Origin of the sequence: Methanoculleus nereidis (assembly GCF_032944295.1) — an archaeon.
GTDB classification, from domain to species: domain Archaea; phylum Halobacteriota; class Methanomicrobia; order Methanomicrobiales; family Methanoculleaceae; genus Methanoculleus; species Methanoculleus nereidis.
The window spans coordinates 229,773-250,951 of sequence record NZ_JABFFQ010000001.1 but is presented as its reverse complement, the minus strand read 5'-3'; the positions used below and the strand labels follow the sequence as shown (position 1 = coordinate 250,951).

At 63.7% G+C, this 21,179-nt stretch carries 25 protein-coding genes; 6 read left to right on the top strand and 19 right to left on the bottom strand.

What is annotated here, in order from left to right; translation table 11 throughout:
• Nucleotides 1-149 precede the first annotated feature (149 nt).
• The 4 genes from HL657_RS01400 (at nucleotide 150) to HL657_RS01385 (ending at nucleotide 7,276) form a co-directional block, all read left to right on the top strand.
• Nucleotides 150-1,553, top strand: a complete 1,404-nt coding sequence (locus HL657_RS01400; RefSeq protein ID WP_317295608.1) for a DNA-directed DNA polymerase II small subunit — start codon at nucleotides 150-152, stop codon at nucleotides 1,551-1,553.
• A gap of 89 nt (nucleotides 1,554-1,642) precedes the next feature.
• Complete coding sequence (locus HL657_RS01395) at nucleotides 1,643-3,667, top strand: sodium-translocating pyrophosphatase (RefSeq protein ID WP_317295068.1); 2,025 nt, start codon at nucleotides 1,643-1,645, stop codon at nucleotides 3,665-3,667.
• A 399-nt stretch (nucleotides 3,668-4,066) separates the two neighbouring features.
• Nucleotides 4,067-5,956, top strand: coding sequence for an acetate--CoA ligase (gene acs, locus HL657_RS01390; RefSeq protein WP_317295067.1), 1,890 nt, complete (start codon nucleotides 4,067-4,069; stop codon nucleotides 5,954-5,956).
• Between the two features lie 27 nt (nucleotides 5,957-5,983).
• Nucleotides 5,984-7,276, top strand: coding sequence for an L-lactate MFS transporter (locus tag HL657_RS01385; RefSeq protein ID WP_317295066.1), 1,293 nt, complete (start codon nucleotides 5,984-5,986; stop codon nucleotides 7,274-7,276).
• A gap of 10 nt (nucleotides 7,277-7,286) precedes the next feature.
• Here the strand turns inward: HL657_RS01385 and HL657_RS01380 are convergent, their stop codons facing one another.
• On the bottom strand, nucleotides 7,287-7,757 hold the full coding sequence (locus HL657_RS01380; protein ID WP_317295065.1) for a ribonuclease III domain-containing protein: 471 nt from the start codon (nucleotides 7,755-7,757) through the stop codon (nucleotides 7,287-7,289).
• 10 nt (nucleotides 7,758-7,767) lie between these two features.
• The gene (locus HL657_RS01375; RefSeq protein ID WP_317295064.1) at nucleotides 7,768-8,253 is read right to left on the bottom strand and encodes a peptidylprolyl isomerase; all 486 of its coding nucleotides are present in this window, start codon (nucleotides 8,251-8,253) and stop codon (nucleotides 7,768-7,770) included.
• 223 nt (nucleotides 8,254-8,476) lie between these two features.
• Between HL657_RS01375 and HL657_RS01370 the strand changes: the two genes are divergently transcribed.
• On the top strand, nucleotides 8,477-9,166 hold the full coding sequence (locus HL657_RS01370) for a nucleoside-triphosphatase (protein WP_317295063.1): 690 nt from the start codon (nucleotides 8,477-8,479) through the stop codon (nucleotides 9,164-9,166).
• Nucleotides 9,167-9,182: 16 nt separating this feature from the next.
• On the opposite strand, the gene HL657_RS01365 is transcribed toward HL657_RS01370, so the two are convergent.
• The 13 genes from HL657_RS01365 to HL657_RS01305 all read right to left on the bottom strand — a co-directional run bounded on the left by HL657_RS01365 (nucleotide 9,183) and on the right by HL657_RS01305 (nucleotide 17,657).
• Nucleotides 9,183-9,587: a DUF2703 domain-containing protein gene (locus HL657_RS01365; RefSeq protein ID WP_317295062.1), complete on the bottom strand. Its 405-nt coding sequence runs from the start codon at nucleotides 9,585-9,587 to the stop codon at nucleotides 9,183-9,185.
• Between the two features lie 52 nt (nucleotides 9,588-9,639).
• Nucleotides 9,640-10,395: an ABC transporter permease gene (locus HL657_RS01360; RefSeq protein ID WP_317295061.1), complete on the bottom strand. Its 756-nt coding sequence runs from the start codon at nucleotides 10,393-10,395 to the stop codon at nucleotides 9,640-9,642.
• Entirely contained in the window at nucleotides 10,392-11,321 is a 930-nt protein-coding gene (locus tag HL657_RS01355) for an ABC transporter ATP-binding protein (RefSeq protein ID WP_317295060.1), read from the bottom strand. The genes HL657_RS01360 and HL657_RS01355 overlap by 4 nt, the downstream gene beginning before the upstream one ends.
• 408 nt (nucleotides 11,322-11,729) lie before the next feature.
• Nucleotides 11,730-12,446 (bottom strand): aromatic aminobenezylarsenical efflux permease ArsG family transporter, encoded by a 717-nt coding sequence (locus HL657_RS01350; RefSeq protein WP_317295059.1) that lies wholly within the window; start codon nucleotides 12,444-12,446, stop codon nucleotides 11,730-11,732.
• Entirely contained in the window at nucleotides 12,443-12,982 is a 540-nt protein-coding gene (locus HL657_RS01345) for a nitrophenyl compound nitroreductase subunit ArsF family protein (RefSeq protein WP_317295058.1), read from the bottom strand. The genes HL657_RS01350 and HL657_RS01345 overlap by 4 nt, the downstream gene beginning before the upstream one ends.
• Nucleotides 12,983-13,184: 202 nt before the next feature.
• Nucleotides 13,185-13,532 (bottom strand): putative zinc-binding protein, encoded by a 348-nt coding sequence (locus HL657_RS01340; protein ID WP_317295057.1) that lies wholly within the window; start codon nucleotides 13,530-13,532, stop codon nucleotides 13,185-13,187.
• On the bottom strand, nucleotides 13,533-13,754 hold the full coding sequence (locus tag HL657_RS01335; RefSeq protein ID WP_317295056.1) for a low molecular weight phosphatase family protein: 222 nt from the start codon (nucleotides 13,752-13,754) through the stop codon (nucleotides 13,533-13,535).
• Between the two features lie 4 nt (nucleotides 13,755-13,758).
• Nucleotides 13,759-14,619: a putative zinc-binding protein gene (locus HL657_RS01330; RefSeq protein WP_317295055.1), complete on the bottom strand. Its 861-nt coding sequence runs from the start codon at nucleotides 14,617-14,619 to the stop codon at nucleotides 13,759-13,761.
• A gap of 1 nt (nucleotide 14,620) precedes the next feature.
• Nucleotides 14,621-14,863: a thioredoxin family protein gene (locus tag HL657_RS01325; protein ID WP_301676391.1), complete on the bottom strand. Its 243-nt coding sequence runs from the start codon at nucleotides 14,861-14,863 to the stop codon at nucleotides 14,621-14,623.
• A gap of 32 nt (nucleotides 14,864-14,895) precedes the next feature.
• Complete coding sequence (locus HL657_RS01320; RefSeq protein WP_301676390.1) at nucleotides 14,896-15,129, bottom strand: thioredoxin family protein; 234 nt, start codon at nucleotides 15,127-15,129, stop codon at nucleotides 14,896-14,898.
• Nucleotides 15,126-15,395 (bottom strand): hypothetical protein, encoded by a 270-nt coding sequence (locus HL657_RS01315; protein ID WP_317295054.1) that lies wholly within the window; start codon nucleotides 15,393-15,395, stop codon nucleotides 15,126-15,128. The genes HL657_RS01320 and HL657_RS01315 overlap by 4 nt, the downstream gene beginning before the upstream one ends.
• Nucleotides 15,396-15,405: 10 nt before the next feature.
• Nucleotides 15,406-16,485 (bottom strand): permease, encoded by a 1,080-nt coding sequence (locus tag HL657_RS01310; protein ID WP_317295053.1) that lies wholly within the window; start codon nucleotides 16,483-16,485, stop codon nucleotides 15,406-15,408.
• Between the two features lie 239 nt (nucleotides 16,486-16,724).
• The gene (locus tag HL657_RS01305; protein WP_317295052.1) at nucleotides 16,725-17,657 is read right to left on the bottom strand and encodes a sulfite exporter TauE/SafE family protein; all 933 of its coding nucleotides are present in this window, start codon (nucleotides 17,655-17,657) and stop codon (nucleotides 16,725-16,727) included.
• Nucleotides 17,658-17,857: 200 nt separating this feature from the next.
• Between HL657_RS01305 and HL657_RS01300 the strand changes: the two genes are divergently transcribed.
• Nucleotides 17,858-18,259 carry an ArsR/SmtB family transcription factor gene (locus tag HL657_RS01300; RefSeq protein ID WP_317295051.1) on the top strand — a complete coding sequence of 134 codons (402 nt, stop codon included), beginning with the start codon at nucleotides 17,858-17,860 and terminating at the stop codon, nucleotides 18,257-18,259.
• A 25-nt stretch (nucleotides 18,260-18,284) separates the two neighbouring features.
• On the opposite strand, the gene pdxT is transcribed toward HL657_RS01300, so the two are convergent.
• The 4 genes from pdxT to HL657_RS01280 are packed head-to-tail and all read right to left on the bottom strand — an operon-like array spanning nucleotide 18,285 to nucleotide 21,175.
• Entirely contained in the window at nucleotides 18,285-18,863 is a 579-nt protein-coding gene (gene pdxT / locus HL657_RS01295; RefSeq protein ID WP_317295050.1) for a pyridoxal 5'-phosphate synthase glutaminase subunit PdxT, read from the bottom strand.
• Nucleotides 18,853-19,749 carry a pyridoxal 5'-phosphate synthase lyase subunit PdxS gene (gene pdxS / locus HL657_RS01290; RefSeq protein ID WP_317295049.1) on the bottom strand — a complete coding sequence of 299 codons (897 nt, stop codon included), beginning with the start codon at nucleotides 19,747-19,749 and terminating at the stop codon, nucleotides 18,853-18,855. The genes pdxT and pdxS overlap by 11 nt, the downstream gene beginning before the upstream one ends.
• 5 nt (nucleotides 19,750-19,754) lie before the next feature.
• Nucleotides 19,755-20,675 carry an adenosylcobinamide-phosphate synthase CbiB gene (gene cbiB, locus HL657_RS01285; RefSeq protein WP_317295048.1) on the bottom strand — a complete coding sequence of 307 codons (921 nt, stop codon included), beginning with the start codon at nucleotides 20,673-20,675 and terminating at the stop codon, nucleotides 19,755-19,757.
• Nucleotides 20,654-21,175: a DUF7524 family protein gene (locus HL657_RS01280; RefSeq protein ID WP_317295047.1), complete on the bottom strand. Its 522-nt coding sequence runs from the start codon at nucleotides 21,173-21,175 to the stop codon at nucleotides 20,654-20,656. The genes cbiB and HL657_RS01280 overlap by 22 nt, the downstream gene beginning before the upstream one ends.
• Between the last annotated feature and the right edge of the window lie 4 nt (nucleotides 21,176-21,179).

The following is a 21,179-nucleotide window of genomic DNA, read 5'->3' as shown; positions in this document are numbered from 1 at the left end:
CGAGAAAGGGTTCTGCAGACTGCCTCCCCCGGGGCGGCATCGGCCTGTATTCCGTCGACAACGTGAGACACGAGGGTAGTGCGAACTACTTCCCCGGAGCATGAAAAAAGATAAACCCATATTGCTCGGGGGAGAATATGTTGAAGTCCATGCTCGCCAACGCCGAGATTGTACGCCGGTTCCTTGAGCTGAAGCATCAGGTCCATCCTGACGTGGTGAGTTACATCCGGGAGCAGAACGACCCGACGCTCATCGACCGGATAGCAGCGGGGGTCCCGGGGGACACCCTTGTCATCTCCGCGGAGCATATCCCGGGCTTGAAAAAGGTCCGGGACGGTACCCGGTTCCTCGTCGACCCGGAACTCGAGGTGATTATGGGGAGCGCCGGGACCACAGGGAGCGTCAGCGGTCACGAGGACGCTGTCCACTACTTCCGGGACCGCTACAACTGCCTCTCCTCGATGCTCCGGGCCCGGATGAACGTGATGCCGATCGAGGCGCTGGCGAAGTCCCCCCACCGATACCGCGATGAGGAGTGCAGCGTCATCGGGATGGTGGCCGACGTGCGGACGACCGCCAAAGGGCACCGGCTCGTCGAGGTGGAGGACCCCACCGGGGCCATCCGGGTGCTCTTCAACAAAGGGCGGGACGACTCGTTCGCAGAAGCGGAGCGGATCCTCCCCGACGAGGTGCTCGGGGTCAAAGGAAAACTCTCAAACGACGGCGGGCTCTTCTTCGCCGAACAGCTCTTTCGTCCGGACGTCCCCATCAACAACGCCCCGTTCAAGAGCGACAGGCCAGGGAAGGCGGTCCTGATCTCCGACGTGCACGTCGGGAGCGACACCTTCCTCGAAGACGGATGGAACCGGTTCGCCGACTGGCTCCAGGACTCCGACGCCGGCTACCTCCTGATCGCGGGCGACCTCGTCGACGGTATCGGGATCTACCCCGGACAGGATAACGAGCTGACGATCAAGAACATCTACGAGCAGTATGACGTCTTTGCAGAGATGCTCCGTGACCTGCCCTCCCGGATCCGGATCGTCGCCGCCCCGGGGAACCACGACGTCGTCAGGATGGCCGAGCCGCAGCCGGCGATCCCGCCGGAATTCACCGCAAAGTTCCCGTCAAACTGCACCCTCGTCGAGAACCCCTGCCTCTTAAACCTCCAGGGCGTCCGGGTCCTGATGTACCACGGCCGGTCGATCGACGATATGATCGGGCTCATCCCGGGCGCGAGTTACGAACGGCCCGGCGAGATCATGGAGGAGATGCTCAAACGCCGGCTGCTTGCCTCTCCCTACGGCATGCGCACCCCCATCGCCGCGATGAAGAACGACCGGCTCGTCATCGATCCGCTCCCCGAGATCCTCCTCACCGGGCACGTCCATATCTGCGGCATTACCCGCTACCGGGGTGTTCTCGGGGTGAACGCCGGAACCTGGCAGGCCCAGACAGCGTTTCAGAAACAGATGAACATCCACCCCACGCCCGCGCGAGCGTTCATCGTCGATCTTCAGACACTCCAACCGGAAGTGATGGATTTCAGTTGATTTTCCGTCAGATATCCCGGATCTTTTCCACATATTTAAAAATGTTGAATTCCTCTGTATATGGTACTCAATCGGAGGAATGCAAAGAGATGGATCTTGTGTATCTGGCACCCATAGGTGCCATCCTTGCTCTCCTGTTCGCAGGATACTCATTCATGAGTATCCGGCGGGAGGGGACGGGTACTGAACCGATGCAGAAGATCGCTGCCGCCATCCACACGGGGGCAATGGTCTACCTGAACAGACAGTATCGTGCCATAGCAATATTCGTCGTCGTACTTGCCGTCGTCCTCGGCGTCTGGATTAACCCCCTCACCGCGGCCTGTTTCGTGCTCGGTGCTGCGCTCTCGGCGACTGCCGGCTACATCGGCATGTTCACCGCCACGGCCGCAAACGTCCGGACGACGAACGCCGCGCGGCGTGGGATCGCGGATGCGTTCAAAGTCTCGTTTGCGAGCGGTTCGGTCATGGGCATGGCCGTGGTCGGGCTCGGGCTTCTCGGGCTCACGATCGCCTATATGGCCATCAGCACCTTCTCGGGGCTTCCCCAGGCTGAAGTCCTCACCATCGTGACCGGCTTCGGCCTCGGTGCAAGTTCGATCGCCCTCTTCGCCCGTGTCGGCGGCGGTATCTTCACCAAGGCCGCGGACGTCGGTGCCGACCTCGTCGGCAAGGTCGAGGCAGGCATCCCCGAGGACGACCCCCGCAACCCTGCCGTCATCGCCGACAACGTCGGTGACAACGTCGGCGACGTCGCCGGCATGGGCGCCGACCTCTACGAGTCCTACGTCGGCTCGATCATCGCTGCGATGGTTCTCGGCGTCGCCGTCGCGGCCACGCAGTTCCCGAACGCCGACGTCATGAACGTGATCCTCCTCCCGCTGCTCATCGCCGCGGTCGGTATCGTCGCGTCCATCATCGGCTCGTTCTTTGTGCGGACGAACAAGACCGAGAGCAGCGCCATTCACATGGCCTTCAATAAGGGTTTGCTCGCCGCGATGGTCGTGACGGTCGCCGCCACCTACTTCCTCGTGACCCAGCTCCTCGGGGCGGAGTACATCGGGGTCTTCTACGCCACCGTCGCCGGTCTCGTCGCAGGGTTCGCCATCGGCCTGATCACCGAGTTCTACACCTCCTTTGACCGGAGCCCGACCCTCGCCATCGTCAAGTCGACCGAGACCGGGGCCGCGACCACCATCATCACAGGGTTTGCAAAGGGGATGGAGAGCACCATCTGGCCGGTCCTGATCATCTCCGTCGCGATCTTCATCGCCTACCAGGTCGCAGGTCTCTTCGGTATTGCCATCGCCGCCGTCGGCATGCTCGCGACGCTCGGGATCTCCCTCTCCGTCGATGCCTACGGCCCGGTCGCCGACAACGCCGGCGGTATCGCCGAGATGTCCCACCAGAAGCCCGAAGTCCGCGAGATCACCGACACGCTCGACGCCGTCGGGAACACCACCGCCGCCATCGGCAAGGGGTTCGCCATCGGCTCTGCGGCGCTGACGGCGCTCGCCCTCTTCGCCGCCTACACTCAGGCGGTCGGCCTCTCGGTCATCGACGTCTCTGTCCCGAACGTCTTCATCGGTGTCCTGATCGGAGCAATGCTCCCGTTCCTCTTCTGCTCCATCACGATGATGGCGGTGGGTAAGGCCGCATACAGCATCGTCCACGAGGTCCGCCGCCAGTTCAAGGAGATCACCGGCCTCATGGAGGGAACGGCCGAGCCCGACTACGCCTCCTGTATCGCCATCTCCACCAAATCGGCGTTGCGTGAGATGATCCTGCCCGGCGTCCTCGCCGTCGCCGCCCCGCTCGCCGTCGGGATCGTCCTCGGCCCCGAGGCGCTCGGTGGCCTGCTCGTCGGTTCGCTTGCGGCCGGGTTCCTCCTCGCCGTCACGATGGCGAACTCCGGAGGAGCCTGGGACAACGCGAAGAAGTACATCGAGCAGGGCCACCTTGGCGGCAAGGGCTCCCCGGCCCATAAGGCGGCGGTCGTCGGCGACACCGTGGGCGACCCCTTCAAGGACACCTCGGGCCCCGCCATCAACATTCTCCTGAAGCTGATGTCCATGGTCGCGCTGGTCTTCGCGCCGCTGATCCTGGTCGTCTAATCTTACCCACCTTTTTTGAAACCCCGGCAGTATCACGGATTACAACGAGAACTCCTTTCTTTGCAACCTATCTCTTCCGGAACCCGTGTATTCCTTCAACCCGGGCTGCAGACCTCTACCCCCGTTCAGGCTGACCGCAACGTTTATCACCGAGTTGCACATTATTGATCGTGATAAATTGTTCATGATTTATCATGACAAATCCCGGAGATGACCGCGCTCCCGGCGGAGACCGGTAACGAGAGTGCCGGCGACCGATACGGACGGCAGCACGAACACGGGCCGACAGGTCGAAATGACAGCGGACCCGAAGATCAGCCGTTTTTGCACGGAATCGAGACCCGTACGGGGATCGACCGGAGCAATTCGGCATGATTAATCATGTAGAAGAGTGGGAAGATGGCAGAGACGTTTGCCGTGAAACTGGAGGAGAAACGCTACCTCCCCGACCCCCGGTGTAAGGCGACCGCCTGGACACCGGATTACGCACAGGCGTATCAGGAGTTCATGCGCGACCCGGAGGCCTTCTGGGACCGGGTCGCTCGTGAACTGGACTGGTTCGAACCGTGGGACCAGATCAGGGAGTGGAACTACCCCTACGCGAAGTGGTTCGTCAACGGAAAACTGAACATCACCTACAACTGCCTGGACCGCCACGTCACCAGCGACCGGAAGGATAAGCCGGCGATCGTCTGGCGCAGCGAGGAGGGAGAGGAGCGGGTTTTTTCCTACGAAGGCCTCTACCGCGAGGTGATGCGGTTTGCAAACGGACTCGCGCACCTCGGTGTCGGGAAGGGCGACCGTGTCTGCATCTACATGCCGCTCGTCCCCGAACAGGTCGTCGCGATGCTCGCCTGTGCCCGGATCGGGGCCGTCCACTCGGTGGTCTTCGGCGGGTTCGGGCCCGATGCGCTCGCGATGCGGATCAACGACGCGAAGGCAAAGGTCCTCATCACTGCAGACGCCGGCTACCGTCGTGGAAAAGCCATCCCTCTCCTGGGGATCGCAAGAGAGGCACTCGGCCATGCGTCGTGCGTCGAACGGGTCGTCGTCCTCCGGCGTGAGACACCGGCCGTCGACCTCGATCCCGCCCGGGAGGTTGCCTACAGCGACCTCATGGCCCACGCCGCACCGGACTGCCCGGCAGAGGCGATGGACGCCGAGGACCCGCTCTTCATCCTGTATACGAGCGGCTCGACCGGCGCACCGAAGGGTATCGTGCATACCTGCGGCGGGTATGCAGTCGGAACCTACTACACCACCCGCCACGTCTTCGACGTCAAGGAGAACGACGTCTACTGGTGCACCGCCGACACCGGCTGGATCACCGGCCACAGTTACATCGTCTACGGCCCACTCAGCGTCGGCACAACCGTCGTCCTCGTCGAAGGGACGCCTGACTACCCGGATCCCGGCGCATACTGGCGGCTGGTCCAGGATCTGGGGGTGACGATCTTCTACACCGCGCCGACCGCCATCCGGATGTTCATGCGCTACGGCGACGAGTGGCCGGCGAAGTACGACCTCTCGGGGCTGCGGGTGCTCGGGTCGGTCGGCGAACCGCTCAATCCCGAGGCGTTCGAGTGGTATTACCGCGCGATCGGCGGCGGGCGGTGCCCGATCGTGGACACCTGGTGGCAAACCGAGACCGGGATGCACATGGTGACCACGATGATCGGGGAGGCGATGAAACCAGGGTTTGCCGGAAAGCCCGTTCCAGGCGCCGTCGTCGACGTCGTCGACAGAACGGGCAACCCGGTCCCGCCCGGCACCGGCGGGTTCCTGGTCATCAGGGAGCCCTGGCCCGCGATGCTCCGGACGGTCCACGGCAACGACGAACGCTACTGCGTCTACTGGAACACCATCCCGGGCTGCTATACGGCAGGCGATCTCGCGGTGAAGGACGAAGACGGCTACATTATGGTCATCGGGCGGGCCGACGACCTGATCGTCGTCTCCGGGCACAACATCGGGACCGCGGAGGTCGAGAGCGCGCTCGTCTCCCACGACGCAGTGGCTGAGGCTGCCGTCATCGGGAAACCCGATCCCCTGAAGGGGAACGTCATCAAGGCCTTCGTCACCCTCCGCATGGGTGCGGACCCCGGCGACGGCCTCTCCGACGACCTTGCCCACCATGTCAGGAAGAGCCTCGGGCCCGTCGCGGTGCCGGCCGAGATCGAGTACATGGACCGGCTCCCCAAGACCCGGAGCGGCAAGATCATGCGCCGGGTCCTGAAGGCCCGGGAGCTCGGCATGGACCCGGGGGACATCTCCACCCTGGAGGAGTAACCCTCCTCTTCTTTGAGGAAAACATCCATGCCCGACACACCGAAGGTCTTTGGCATGCCTGCAGAGAAGGGGCGATGGGGGCTTGTCGCCCTCGGCCTCGTCATCAACCTCTGCCTCGGGAGCATCTACTCCTGGAGCGTCTTCGTCGCGCCGCTTGCGGCGCACTTCACCGCGACGCTCGGCCGGGAGGTGGCGGCGGGAGAGGTGCTCCTCCCGTTCTCGGTCTTCCTCGCCTTCTTCGCGATAGCGATGCCGCTCGCCGGGAAATACATCGAGCGCTACGGCCCGCGGAGGGTGACGATCGTCGGCGGGCTCCTCACCGGCCTCGGGTGGCTCCTCGCCTCGACGGCGACGTCGGTCGAAGCCCTCTACGTCGTCTACGGGGTTGTCGGGGGGCTCGGGGTCGGGATCGCCTACGGGGCGCCGGTCGCCGTGGCCGCCCGATGGTTCCCGGACCGGCGGGGACTCGCGGTGGGGCTCGCCCTGCTCGGGTTCGGGTTCTCGGCGTTCATCACCGCGAACGCGGCAGGTGCCCTGATCGCCGCCTACGGGGTGATGGCGACGTTCCGCATCTTCGGGGCCGCACTAATCGCCGTGCTGGTCCTCTCGGCCCTGCCGCTCCGGTTCCCGCCGCAGGGCTGGCGGCCGGCGGGATGGTCGGCGCCCGCACCCGGGGTCGGAACGGCGCCGGTCTGCGAGTGCGACCGCAGCGCAATGCTCCGGACGGGGACGTTCTACGGCCTCCTCGCCTGCTACTTCGTCGGCTGCCTCGCAGGGCTCATGGCGATCTCGATCGCAAAACCGGTCGGGACCGAACTCGCCGGGGTCGATGCGGGGCTCGCGACGCTCCTCGTCGGGTTCTTCGCCGTCTTCAACGGGCTGGGCCGGCCGGCGTTCGGCGGGCTTGCGGACCGGATATCGCCGCAGAAGACGGCGATGATGACGTTTGCGCTGATTGCGGCGGCATCCGTGCTGATGTGGCTCGCGCCCGGCGTGCCCGCCTACATCGTCTCGTTCGCCGTTCTCTGGGGCTGCCTCGGGGGCTGGCTTGCGATCGCGGCGACGGCGACGGCCTCCTACTTCGGGACATGCGACTACCCGCGGTGCTACGGGGTCGTCTTCCTCGCCTACGGCGCAGGCGCCATCGCCGGGCCGCAGCTCGCGGGGTTCATCCGGACAGCGACCGGGACCTACCTCGGGGTCTTCCCGTGGGTCGCGGCCCTCGCCGCCGTGGGGTTCGCCGTCGCCTGGCTCCTGATGCGACCGCCGGCCGGTGTCCCGGCGAGAGAGCCCCTGCCGGTAACGGCGGGGGAAGAATGAAGGCGAGAACTTACCCCTTCTCCGTGAGCCCGAGCCGCCGGAGCACCCCGGCGGCCGCACTCATCCCGCCGTCCAGGTAGACGGCGCCGACGAGCGCCTCCAGGCACTCGGCGAGGACCCGGCCGGAGGTCCAGACCCTCTGGGCGGCCTCGCCCTTCCCCCACCGGACGTAGTTCCCGAGATCGAGGTCTTCTGCGAGCCCGCGGAGCCGGGTCATGTTCACCAGGTTCATTTTTCGGTTGCTGATCGCGCCCTTGTCGTGCGCCCCGCCCGCGACCACCGCCTCCACGACCGCCACGTTGATGACCGCATCGCCGAGGGTGGCGAGAGCGTCCATGTGGGTCTCGGGGGGGAGGCCCGCCTCCAGGGTGTAGGCGAGACGGGTGAGCGCCCGCGTAAGAAGTGCGCGGTCATTGAAGGTGTAGCCGATCCGCTCCTCGATCGCGCCCGGGTCCCGGCAGCCGGTGCTGTTGCGGTTCATAAAAAAGGGGTTACTCCAGGACTTCGGCCTTCTCGATCCGGACGGGGACCTTCGGCTTATCGGCGGAGTTCGTCTTCACCTTCCCGATCTTATCGACGACGTCCATCCCTTCCACCACTTCGCCAAAGACCGGGTGAGCGCTCGGCGTCCTGGGGTTGTCCCAGTCGAGGAAGTCGTTGTTCACCAGGTTGATGAAGAACTGGCTGCCGCCGGTGTTCGGGCGTCCGGTGTTCGCCATAGCGATCGTGCCCCGCTGGTTCGAGTGGCCTTTCACGAACTCGTCGGTGATGGTGTAGCCCGGTCCGCCCGTCCCGGTGCCGGTGGGGTCGCCGCCCTGGATCATGAAGTTGGCGATGACCCGGTGAAAGATCGTGCCGTCGTAGAACCCGGACCGGACCAGTTTCTCGAAGTTCCCGGCGGTCACCGGCATGTCGTCGTAGAGGCGGATCGTGATGTCTCCCATGGTCGTGTGGAGCACGACGTTCTTCTCTGTCATAATCATTAACTCCGTTATGGTATTGTCCGTCGTTGCTACTTATACTGATGGAGGGCGGCATGCCAGGAGGCCCGGCAGCCTCGGCCCCGGTTCACCCGGTCAACTGAATACCCTAAACAAACCCAATAAGTAAAAATGATTTATATGATTAGCCCGGAAGTATATGCATGTACTCCGGAGCGAACATTCCCCGTCCGGCCTCCGGCGGCGGAGGGGTCCCCGGATGAACCACCAGACACCGGTCTTCATCATCACCGGCGGGCAGGGCCAGTGCAAGACGACGTTCCTGCACCTGGTCCTCGGGCTCATCGTCGGGCTGAACGTGCGTGTCCGCGGGGTCATCGCACCCGGACACGTGCGGGACGGCCGCAGGTCCGGGTTCACCCTCGTCGACCTCGCCACCGGCGAGCACGAAGAACTCTGTTCGATCGACCCCGATCCCCGGTGCGAGGCCCACGGCCGGTTCTACTTCCAGCCTGTTGGGCTCGCGTTCGGCCGTCGGGCACTCGCGCCGCCGGATCCGCGGGGGACCGATCTTATGGTCATCGACGAAGTGGGGAGGTTCGAGCTTCAGGGCGTGGTCTGGGCGGATCAGCTCGACCGATTGACCGCGCACCCGCATCCGCCGATGATCTGGACGGTCCGGCGCAGGCTCCTTGATACGGTCGTCGAACGGTGGAATATCACGAACCCTGTCGTGGTGGACGTCGGGACCGCGAGCGCCATGGCGACGGCGGACGCCGTGATGGACGCCGTCTGGGCGTGGCGCGAGGCGCAGCCGTTCTCCCCGATCACGGCGGCGCCGGTTCCGGGGGATCGCGTCGCCCCTCCAGCGCTCTTTGCGGATGCAGCCGCCGGAGCGCCACGGAGCACCCCGGTCATCCTCCGGCGCTGTTACGGCCCGGAGGGGTGACGCGCCCGGCCGCGCCTCACTCCATCTCGAGCGCTTTTGCGGCGGCCCGCCCGATCAGTTCCGGTGGGATCGCCTCGTACTCCTCGCCGTTGTAGCGGAGCGTCCGGCACTCCGCCTCCTCCTCCCCGCAGGTCTCGCAGGATTCACATGATGCGCAGGCACAGGCCGTCGCGGTCACCTCGACCCCTTCGAGGAGCTTCTCGACCGGGATCCCGTTGAAGAGGAGGCACTCCGACTCTGCGGCGGCATCGTCGGGGAGGACCGTCTCGATCACCCGGACGCCGACCCCCTCCATCTCGAGGAGCATGCGGATCTCCGCGAGGACCGCCGCAAGCGTCATCCCGGTCTCCTCGAACTCTTCAGGGGTCTTTTCGACGTTCCCTTCGGCGTGTTTCCATTCGATGACGAGTTCCTTCTTCATGGTGCACCTCCACTATTGGCACCGACCCGACATCTTCCTGTCGCTGCACCGATCACAGCCTCCGCGGCATGCTCCGCCTGTGCAGGCGCATCGCGGCGGCGGTGAAGACCAGGGCAAAGAGGGCGAGCGCCGCGATATCGACCGCCACCGGGAAGTAGTGTGCGCCGGAAAAAGCGTAGCGGACGACGTCCGTGAAGTAGGTGAGCGGCGAGCAGGCCGCAAGCGTAAGCCCCCACGCCGGCATCTGCTCCAGGGGGACGAAGATGCCGGATATGAAGACGAGCGGGAACTTCAGGAGGGTGGAGAGCATCATGATATTCGAGGGCAGGTTCGTGGGAGGGACTGCAAGGAGCATGCCGAGGCCTGAGAAACAGCATGCGGCAATGAGGATTCCAAAACCAAGCACGATGCCGTGCAGGAGGGGAAGGCCGAGTCCGAGGCCAATGAGGAGGGTGATTGCCGTGACCCCGATCCCGAAGAGGGTGGAAGCAATCATGTCCCCGAGGACGATCGCCTCGACGGTGACCGGGCAGGCTGCAAGTCGTTCGAGCGTCCTTGCCTGACCCTCCCAGGGGAAGATTGCCGGCGAAACGGCGGTCGAAGTGAAGAAGAGGGTCATCCCCACAAGCCCGGAGACGAGAAACGCGAGAGGAAGCTGCCGGCCGCCCAGGAAGAATGCCAGGAACAGGAAGACCGGCATGAAGATCCCGAAGATGAGCACCGGGCCCTTAAGGTAGTAGACGCGGATGTCTTTCCTCGCGATCACCCAGGCCCGCCGCACCTGCTCTCCGTACGCCGCCGGGTTCACGGTCGCTCCTCCCCTGTCAGCCGCAGGAAGGCCCTGTCAAGCGACGGGGCAAGGGTGTTTAGGGTGAGGATCGTCACACCGCGATCTCCGCTGAAGGCCACCAGGGACCTGATGGTTAGGTCCGGATTTCCTGTGGTGATCTGCCACACATCTCCCGTCCGGCTTGCCCCGGCCACGCCGTCGAGCCCTGCAATGGCTTCTGCAGGCACCGGCCGGTCGAAGCTCACCTCGACCTGGTGCTCGCGGTCGATTGCGGTCTTCAACCTCTCGGGGGCATCGATCGCGACCATCTTCCCGCTCCGGATGATGCCTATGCGGTCGCAGAGCCGGTTCGCCTCCTCCATGTTATGGGTGGTGAGAAAGATGGTGGTTCCGTCCGCGTTGAGATCACGCAGCAGGCCGAGGATCATCTGCGTGCTCTGCACGTCAAGCCCGCTCGTCGGCTCGTCGAGGAAGAGGAGCTCGGGCTCGTGGAGGAGCGCCATGGCGAGGATGAGCCGCTGTTTCATGCCTTTCGAGTAGCCCTTTACTTTCTGGTCCCTTCTCCCGGAGAGGCCGAGGGTCTCGAGGAGGTCGCTTGAGCGCCGTTCTGCCCGGGGGCGGCCGAGCCCGTAGAGGTCCCCCACCAGCATGAGGTTCTGCCACGCGGTAAGGTCGACGTAGGCGTTCGAGGTCTCGGGCACGACGCCGAACCGCTGTTTCGCCAGAACCGGCTCCTTCTGGATATCATGACCGAAGATCCTCACACTCCCACCGTCAATCGGGACGACGCCGGTCAGCATCCGCGTGGTCGTGGTCTTCCCGGCGCCGTTCGGCCCGAGGAACCCGAAGATCTCGCCCCGGCGAACCTCGAACGAGATGCCGTCCACGGCGGTTATGGCGCCGAAGGTCTTTATGAGGCTTTCGACCTCGATCACGTTCGGCATGCCATCTCCTCCCGACCAGCCCGGCCGCCGGCGAAAGACGCGGACGTCTGTGCGCAGCTCAGTATTTCGTTAACGATCTCCCCAGTCACGGCGGGACCCAACCTGGAGAATACTCTAGAGTTGAAATATAAAAACACACGTTATCAGGCGAATACGGGCCGTAGGTGATGCCATGGAACTGTCAGGGTATTCCGGCCCACTGAGGCCGCCAGCGTTCGCACGGTCTTCCGCTCAAAGACTGCGGAGAGGAGGGATGTGCCCTCGACCCCGCACTACCCGTCTACTCCTCTTTCGGCTCGGATACTTCCGTCTTCGGGACGATCCATGTTCCGCAACCGCAGCCGGAAGAAAAGAGTTTCTTTACTCCTGAGCCGGTGCATCCTTCGTCTTTTTTCTCGCTCCCGCCTGTCACGCGACCAGCATTGCCACGAGAAGATAGGCCCCGATCCCGATGAAGAGCACCCCGACGATCCGCCGCGTCCAGTATTCGAACTTCTCCGCCGCCTTCATCGCATTCCCCACCTTCGCGATCCCGGTCACCATGATCAGCGAGAACGCGATCACCGGCAGAGCGGTCGCGACGGCAAAGACCGCCGGCACCCCGAGTGGGTCGGAGGTCCGGAGCGCCAGCGGGATCAGCATCGCAAAGAAGAGAACCGCCGAGAACGGGCAGAAGGTCAGTGCGAAGAGCACGCCGAGGATGAAACTCCCTGCGAGGCCCTTATCGGCGATCCGCTCCTTGAACGCGGCAAACCGCCCGCTGCCGCCGCCCCATGAGGGGAGCGGGACGAGATCGAGCATCACGACCCCGATGGCGATCAGCAGCGGGCCGACCAGCATCTCCCCCCAGGACTGGAGGAAGAGCGAGATCCCCTGGACGGAGAGGCCGAAGATGACGATCAACGCCGCGAGCCCGACGTAGACGACCATCCTCCCCGCGCTGTAGAGCGAACCGGCGAGGAGGGTCTGCCCCGGGCTCCCTATCCGGCGGGAGAGATAACCGATCGCGGCAATGTTCGTCGCGAGCGGGCAGGGCGAGAGAGCCATCATCAGCCCGATGAAGAACGCGGCGACGAGAGGAACGTTGCTCGTCCCCATCGTCTCCATGAACCCCATCAGGCTCATTGCGAGAAGTCCCCTGCAAGGCGCATCTCGATCAGCGCATTGAGGTACTGCATGAATCCGGGTTTATCGTTGAGTTTGTACCAGACCCGCGTATCCTCTTCTTTGTAAAATCCGCCCTGGTCGTCGTAGGTGCCGAGCCAGAGCGACGAGCCGGTCGCACCATAGCGCTCGACGATCTCCTTCTTTTCCGGGTCGCCGATATCGATGTGGTCGAAGATCACCTTCCCGGAGCCGAGTTCTTCGGGGAAGTGTGTTTTCACGGTCTCTTCGGCGTAGTCACCGAGCACCACGCAGGAGTAGCACTGGTTCGGCGCGGTGAAGTGGATGACCTCGACTTTCGTGACGGTGCCGTTGATCGGCGGGACGGTGGCGGCATCCGCTCCGCCGGGTGCTGTCGTGCATCCTGCAGAGAGGGCGTTCAACGCCAGGAGGACCGACAGCGCAACGATCGGCAGGATCTTCCGGGCGGGGGCGCTGCAGGGGAACTGTTCCTGTGTGCGCCCGGGTTCGGAGTTACTCATGTGTGTTCGTCTCATCAGGGACACCCCTGGTGCCGGGATATCATTACAAGATATCTTGAAATTGCGCTGACCTGTTGTTCAACCGGATATATATTTCATTCGGGGGAGCACCGGGAGAAGTGATCGCCGCCGGTGGGAAAGCAGCCTGCCCGAGCTGGCATGGAGAGCAAAAGAGCCGGTCAGACTCCTGCCAGCAAAAGAGGTCTGGAGCCGGCATTCATCCCCTGATCGCATCCATAACGGCGGCCGAGAGGCGCTCGATCTCGTCGAACCGGGGTTCGGCCATCCCGTTCTTTGCGATGCCGCAGTCGGTCGCGACGATGTGCAGGTGCGGCTCGACCCCGAGCGCCTGTAACTTCTTCCTCCCGCAGCAGTCGCCGCACCCGTCCAGCACCAGGATGCGATCCGCGTGCCGGACCGCAGCCTCCAGCGCCGCCGTCGGCCGGGTGGCCGCGATACACGCCTCGACCATCCTGCAGGAGCAGCGGAGGAGCATCGCACCGGTCTGGGCCGTCAGTTTCCCGGTATTCGAGACCCCGGAACAGGTGATGACGGTGAACGCCATTCAGACCGCCCCGAACGTCGCGTCAATCCGGATGGTGACCTCGTCCCGGATCCGCCGGACGTCGGCCATGATCTCATCATCGGTGCCGGCGAGGTTCAACGGATCGGGAAACTCCCGCTGGATCTCCCCATTCGCCCGGGGGAAGAAGGGGCGGATCCCGCCCTCCACCACCTGTGGGCGTGCAGAACGATGGGTGCAGACGAAGACAGTCCTCTTCTTCACAGTATCACTCCAGCCCAAGCGCCTTCAGCACCGCCCGGGCGATCAGTTCGGGCGGGATCGACTCGTAACGCTCGCCGCCGTAATCGACCGCACGGCACTCGACATCATCCTGCCCGGTGATACAGGCACAGGAGGAGCAGGGCGTGCTGGTAACTTCCATGCCTTCGATGAGATCCTCGAGTGGTACGCCGTTGAAGAGGATGATGTTTGAGTCTGCTATCGCATCGTGTGGAAGGACGTTCTCGACGAATTTGACCGTGATGCCCGCGTCTTCAAGGGCTGCGCGAATCTGATCGACTGTTTCCCTCACCGCCTTCCCGGTTTCGCTGCACCGTTCGCAGGTGTTCTCGATGTCTCTTCCGATATGCCGCCATTCGATGACGAGGGTGTCCGTCGATCCTTCGCATCCACAACCGCAGCCGTACCCACCGGACGGCCTGCGCTCCTTCTCCTCCTCCGTTCTCCCTTTGCCCTCCCAGGCGGCGGAGACAACCGTCTCGACGTCCTCTTCGGGGAGGTCGAGGCTCCCGCCCTTCCCGATCCCGAAGTCCGTGACCAAGATCTCCTGGTCGGGCGTGATGCCGGCCTTCTCAGCGATCTGGCGGGCGCAGCCGACCGGGCAGCCGTCGATGACGACCACCTCGTCCGCCGCCTCGACCTTCTTCTTGATCGAGGGCATCCCGACGGCGAGGGAGGCCGTGCAGGCGGTATTCCCGTATCCTTCCTTCGTTAACCGGACGGCAGCCTCGTTTGTGAGCTGTCCTGCCTTCGATGCGCCGGCACAGGCGAAGATGATCCGTTTCGGTCCGCCTGCCGGCTCTATCCCGGATTCACAGACGCACCGGGGTGTGTTCTGTTCCGTCATCTCACTTCACTCCAAGCAGTATCTGTTTGATATCCTCAACGCAGGGGACGTGGCCGACGACCTTGGCCTCGCCGTCGACGTAGAGCGCCGGCGTCAGCATCACGCCCCGCTCGATCATCGCATCGAGGCTCTCGATCGTGCGGATCTCCGCATCGATCTCGAGCTCCCCGACCGCGATCTCGACGTTCCTGTTCATCCGCTTGCACCTGGCGCAGCCGGTTCCGAAGATTTCAACCAGCACCATCTCTCAGACTCCACTGCAGGGGAAAAGGGGTCTCACCCCTGCAGGATCTCCTTGATCTCTTTGACATCCGCCACCCGGCCGGAGACCTTGAGTTCCCCGTCGACGGCGAGGGCGGGGGTCAGCATCACGCCGCGGTCCATGATCTCGGTGATGTCGTCGACCTTGACGAGTTCGGCCTCGATGCCGAGGTCTTTGATCGCCGCTTCAACGTTCTTTGCAAGCCGCTTGCACTTGGCGCAGCCGGTTCCGAGCACTTCAACCTTCATTGTTTCTTCACCTCGTTCTGGTAATCTAAAAGGAGCGCCGCCCGGTAGAGCGGTTCCGCTTCCTTCGGGATGTAGTTGTAGATCTTTACCTGTTTGATGAGTTCGTCGCCGATAGCGGTCTCGGCCGTGATACCGCTATCGATAACGTCGGCCAGGATGTCGTCGAGCATCGCGAGCCCGACGACGACCCCGCCGACCTCGATCCGGCGGACGCGGCGCAGGGCTTCGGCGGCGCAGCAGGGTTTCTCTCGCTTCTTTGGCTCCATGGGTTCTCTCCTAGATAAGCAGCATGCCGTTCCCGTACAGGAACCCGGCGACGGTCGCGAAGACCACCACCAGCCCCACGTAGGCCGCCGTCTTCTTCAGCCCGACGATCCGGTAGATGACGAGAACGGAGGGGAGGCTGATCGTCGGGCCCGCGAGCAGGAGGGCAAGCGCCGGTCCCGGGGCCATGAGGCCTGCCGAGTAGCCGAAGGTCGTACCGATGATCGGGACCTCAAGCAGCGTCGGCATGTAGAGGATCATCCCGACGATCGCCGCAAAGAAGTTCGCGCCGAGCGAGTTGTTCCCGAAGAAGGGCTGGAAGGTCTCGGGCGGGAGGAAGAAGGCGATGATCCCGACGAGGAACGTCCCGGCGATCAGGATGGGAAAGATCTTCTTTGTGAGATCCCAGGTCTCCAGCCCCCAGTCGGTCACCTCGTCGCGATCGAAGTAGTAGATGAGCAGGACGGCGATCGCGAGCGTGAGGATGTAGACGATGCCGAGCCGGAGCGCCCACTCGAGCTGCGACGCCCCGAAGACCAGTATCCCTGTCAGGAGGGCGAAGAACGCCGGCGTGACCCAGCGCGGCTTCTCCTCCTCGCACGCCCCGGCGACGGTCGGCGCCATCGCCCTCTGCTTGAGCGTCTCGACATCCGTCGACCGGAAGATCAGCGCCATGAAAAGCCCGATGACGATGGCGAGAACGACCGCAAAGACCGCCCGGGCTATCCCGAGGTCGAACCCGAGCACCCGGGCGGTGTAGATGATCGCGAGGATGTTGATGGCCGGTCCGGCAAAGAGGAACGTCGTCGCCGGCCCGATGCCGCTCCCCTTCTTGAGGATACCGGCGAATATCGGGAGGATGGTGCAGCTGCAGACGGCAAGGACCGTACCCGAGACCGATGCCAGCCCGTAGGAGATGTATTTTGGAGTGTCCGGGCTGAAGTACTTCAGGATCGCGTCCTTCTTGACGAACGCGGCGATGGCCCCGGCGATGAAGAACGCCGGGACCAGGCAGGTGAGGACGTGCGCCGAGAGGTAGTCGAGCACAGATGCAAGCCCTGACGAGAGGGCGCCGATGAGCAGGTCGATCATGGGTGTGCGGGGTCGGGCCAAGCGATTCAAATTTATTTGAATTAGAGTGTGCGGGGTCGGGCATAAAGGTTACGGTTTCACCAATTTTTGAAATAGTCCTGCGGACGCCTGAAAAAAGAGCTGTCGTGCCGGGCAGTTCAGGATGGAATGGGTCAAAGCAGGCATTTAAATCGGGAATGGCCCCTACCCGCCCCAACCGTGGTCGCAAGGGGAATAGCGCCGATGCCAGACACCCCTCCTTAAAATATTGCAACCCCGAAATACGCCAGTATAAACTTCACCGAGACGTACAAAAAGTAGACGCCGAAGATCAGTTTCAACGTTGCCGGGTGGAATTTCTTGATGACGGCAGCACCGAGCTGTGCACCCACGATCGTTCCGGCGGCCAGGATCAGTGCAGCGCCGATTGCAACGTATCCCTCCGCGAGCTTGATGCCCCCGCCGACGACGGCCAGGGGGATCATCGTTGCCAGTGACGTTCCCATCGTGACATACACCGGCGCGTTAAACAGGTAAATCAGACCGGGAACAAGAGCATATCCTCCGCCCAGTCCGACAAGCCCCGTCAGAATACCGACGACAAACCCGAGCAGCCCTTTTCTCCCTTCCGAACCGGGGATGACATTGCCTTCCGGCTGGCTTTTCTTTCGATGCGCAACCCCTTCGACGATCATGCGCACCGCAGGCAGAATGAACGCTATGCCCAGTATCAGTCCCAGAAGAGCCGTCTGATCCGAGAGGAGGTTGAAGGCATACGAACCGATAACCACCCCGATAATGCCAAACCCGCCAAGCCATGCGGTTGTTTTTACATCCAGGTTTTTCCGTATCAGATGGCCGTATCCCCCGGATATCGCTGTAAAGATGACAGCGAACAGCGTGGTACCTATGGCGATGGGCACCGGATACCCCAGGTAAAAATGGAGGATCGGCAGCATGACGCTGCAGCCGCCGGTCCCGATGATTCCGCCAAGCATTCCCGCGGCCAGTCCGACAACGATGAGCAGGATTACCGCCGTCAACGTGATAGCGGGCGCCCCTTCTTTTGCTGCCATGCCGGTCGAAAACGACCATACGGTCAGGCCGACGATGACGGCTAACAGAACGATTGTCGGCGCGTGCTTTTTCAATACACTGGCGATATCAACGCTCTCGGTTACTCTTTCAGTCATTCGATCGCACCCGAAGGGTATTTTAAATTTGTTTGAATCTTAGGTTAGCAGCATGCCGAGATTATGGTGAAGGTTTCTGCAATGTTTGAAATAGGTCCGGCCGGGGATGGAAAAAAGGGGAATTAGCCGGTGGGGCAGCGCAGGCTTTCCCGGCGGATCGGTGTCTATATATCGGCTGCCATTTCATAATTGCTTGAAACATGGGGTCTGAGTCCGGGTTGGAAAAGAACACTACGCGCAGGCAGGAATCGATGGCCCTCCCGGAAGGGATCGAGGAGGCGCTCTGCCGGTGCGGCGGCATCGCGGGACTGATGGAGCGGCTGCCGGGGGACGAGGCCCTGGAAAGGGAGAGCGCCCTCTTTCGCGCACTCGCCGACCCCCTCCGCTTAAAGATCCTCGCGATGCTCGCCGTCCAGCCCCTCTGTGTCTGCGTCGTCAAGGCGGTGCTCGGCATTGCAGACTCGAAACTCTCCTACCACCTTGGTGTCCTGAAGAAAGCGAACCTGATCGCCGGTGAGGCACAGGGGAACTGGATCATCTACCGCCTGACGGCCGAAGGTGAGGCGTGGGCGCAACTGATCGTAGATGACGACGGAAGTTGAAAGATAGGTGGATGATCCGGGGCCCTTATACCCCGATCCCCTCAAGAAACATCCGGTGCAGGCGGAGATCCCCGCCGAGTTCCGGGTGGAAGGCGAACGCCATGTGCCGGCCGCTCCTGACGGCAACAATCCCCTCCGTGATGCGGGCGAGCACCTCGACGTCGGGGCCGACGTCCGTCGCCACCGGCGCCCGGATGAAGATTGCCCGGAAGGGTTCGGCAAGCCCCGCAACCTCGAGCATCGCCTCGCGGGAGTCGACCTGCCGCCCGAAGGCGTTGCGCGCCACGTGCATCGGGATGCGGGAGAGGGGCCGGATCCGGGGGTCGTCCACCCGGTCCGAGACGAGGACCATCCCCGCGCAGGTGGCAAAGACCCCGCCCCCAAACTCCGCGAGCGGCTCGTAAAGCCCGTTCTTCTCGATCAGCCGGGAGATGGTGGTGGACTCCCCGCCCGGTATCGCGAGCGCGTCCAGGTCCGTGAGGTCTTCCGCGCGCCGGACCGCCGCGACCGATGAACCCGGCCTCTCCGCGAGAGCCTCGCGGAACGCCGCGATATGCTCGGCGACGTCGCCCTGGAGCGCGAGAACGCCGACCTTAACGCCCACGGGTCTGCAACACCTCGTCTTCCCGGAGGAGATGGACGTCGAGGCCCTTCATCGCCTCTCCAAGGCCCTTGCTCACCTCGGCGATGACTTTTGCATCTTCATAGTGGTTGACCGCCTCCACGATCGCCCGGGCGGTCGCCTCGGGGTTCGTGGACTTGAAGATGCCCGATCCGACAAAGACACCGTCGGCACCGAGCTGCATCATCAGCGCCGCGTCTGCGGGGGTCGCGATGCCGCCGGCGGAGAAGTTCACGACGGGAAGACGGCCGAGGTTTGCGCACTCGATGACGAGCTCGACCGGCGCCTCGATCTCGCGGGCCCGGTCGACGAGTTCCTGGCTGGAGAGGCCGGCGAGCGCCCGGATCCCGCCCATTATCGCCCGCATGTGGCGGACCGCCTCTACGACGTTGCCGGTGCCGGCCTCGCCCTTTGTCCGGATCATCGCCGCGCCCTCGTTGATACGGCGCAACGCCTCCCCGAGGTTCCGGGCGCCGCAGACGAACGGGACACCAAACCCGGTCTTATCGATATGAAACTGCTCGTCGGCGGGGGTCAGGACCTCGCTCTCGTCGACCATATCCACGCCGAGCGCTTCCAGTATCTGGGCCTCGACGAAGTGGCCGATCCGGGCCTTCCCCATCACCGGGATGGATACCGCATCGATGATCTCGACGATCTTCTGCGGGTCGGCCATGCGGGCCACGCCCCCGGCCGCTCTGATATCGGCAGGGACTCTCTCAAGCGCCATGACGGCGACGGCACCGGCCTCTTCGGCGAGCTGCGCCTGCTCTGCGTTGACGACGTCCATGATGACGCCGCCCTTCTGCATCGACGCAAAGCCGCGCTTGATCAGCTCGGTGCCAAATCTCAGTTCCTCGAGTTTCATTACTCTTATGTATAGCTCATGAACCCCAATAAAAATAGTGCGGCTATCTCTAAGATTGCAAAGGTGATCGTCGCTACCCGGACCGCGCGGACGATCTCGCCGCCCGCCTCCGCGAGCGTCCGCTCCGCATCGCCGATCGTGTAGATACCGGGCTTCTCGAGCCGGATACCGACCCCGCCGGCGATGATGGCCATCGGAATCCCGCCGTTGAACCCAGGGCGTTTCTTCGCATCCCGCCGAAGCGCCGCCCGGGCCGGGGCGAACCGGCCCTTCGCCGCAAAGTAGGCGAGCAGGATAAGCCCGGTGATCCGCGCCGGGATGAAGTTTGCAACATCGTCGGCGCGGGCCGGGAACCACCCCAGCCGGAGCCGCTCGTCCCGGTAGCCGAGCATGGCGTCCAGAGTATTGACCGCTCTGAAGGCTGCGGCACCCGCGAGCCCGAAGAGCCCGAAGTAGAAGAGCGGGGAGACGATGCTGTCCACCAGGTTCTCCGTCATCGACTCGTAGGCGGCCGAGAGGACGTGCTCGGGATCGAGGCGCGCCGTATCCCGGCTCACCATCATCCCGACCCGGCGGCGGCCCGCATCGATGCCCCCGTCACCGAGCGCCCGGACCACGGCAGCGGCATGCTCCTCGAGCGCCCGCCAGGCAAGGCAGACCTTGAGGAGGAAGGGTGCGAGAACGAGATAGAGGTACCACGGAGCCGCGAACTGGATGAGAGCAAAGGGAGCGGCAAAGAGAGCCACGGTCAGAACGGTTCCTGCAACCCCGATAGCCCGCTGGAGACCGGCCGGGTAACGGCCCGGGACCCCCCACCACCCGATGAACCGGCCGAGAGCCGCTACCGGGTGGTACCGGGACCGGGGGTCACCGATCAGCCGATCCACCAGCAGCGACGTGGCGACTACGACCGCTGCTGCAGCCATGTGAGGATGACCCCGATTAACAGCGCCGCAAACGCAGCGGCGTTCAGGAGATCAACCCGGTATACAAACCATAGCCCATACAACACCAGAGCGGCGGCGAGAGTGAGGGGCAGGATGGAGGATCGCCACCGGAACGGAACCAGAGGGGCGGCCGGAGTTGCCGGGACCTCGACCGGTTCGGGCTCCGGTGCCGGGCGCTCCCTGACGACAACCCGGAACTCCGCCCTCCGGGCACCGTATCCGGCGATGACCTCGACGTTGAAGACGCCGGGGTAGACGTTCTCCCGGATGGGGATGCGGAACTCCTCGGTCCCGTTCACGTAAAGGTTCTCGTGGAAAAAGCCGGTGAAGGCCGAGGAATTTGAGGAGGCGAGGGTGATGTGCAGCGGCGACCCGTGGTTGACGATCCGGAGGACAAGGTCGCTCCCCGGTACCGCCTCGACCTCGGCCGGAACCTCAATGGCGTTAATCCCCCGGCGGTTGAGATGGATCTCCGTCATCGAC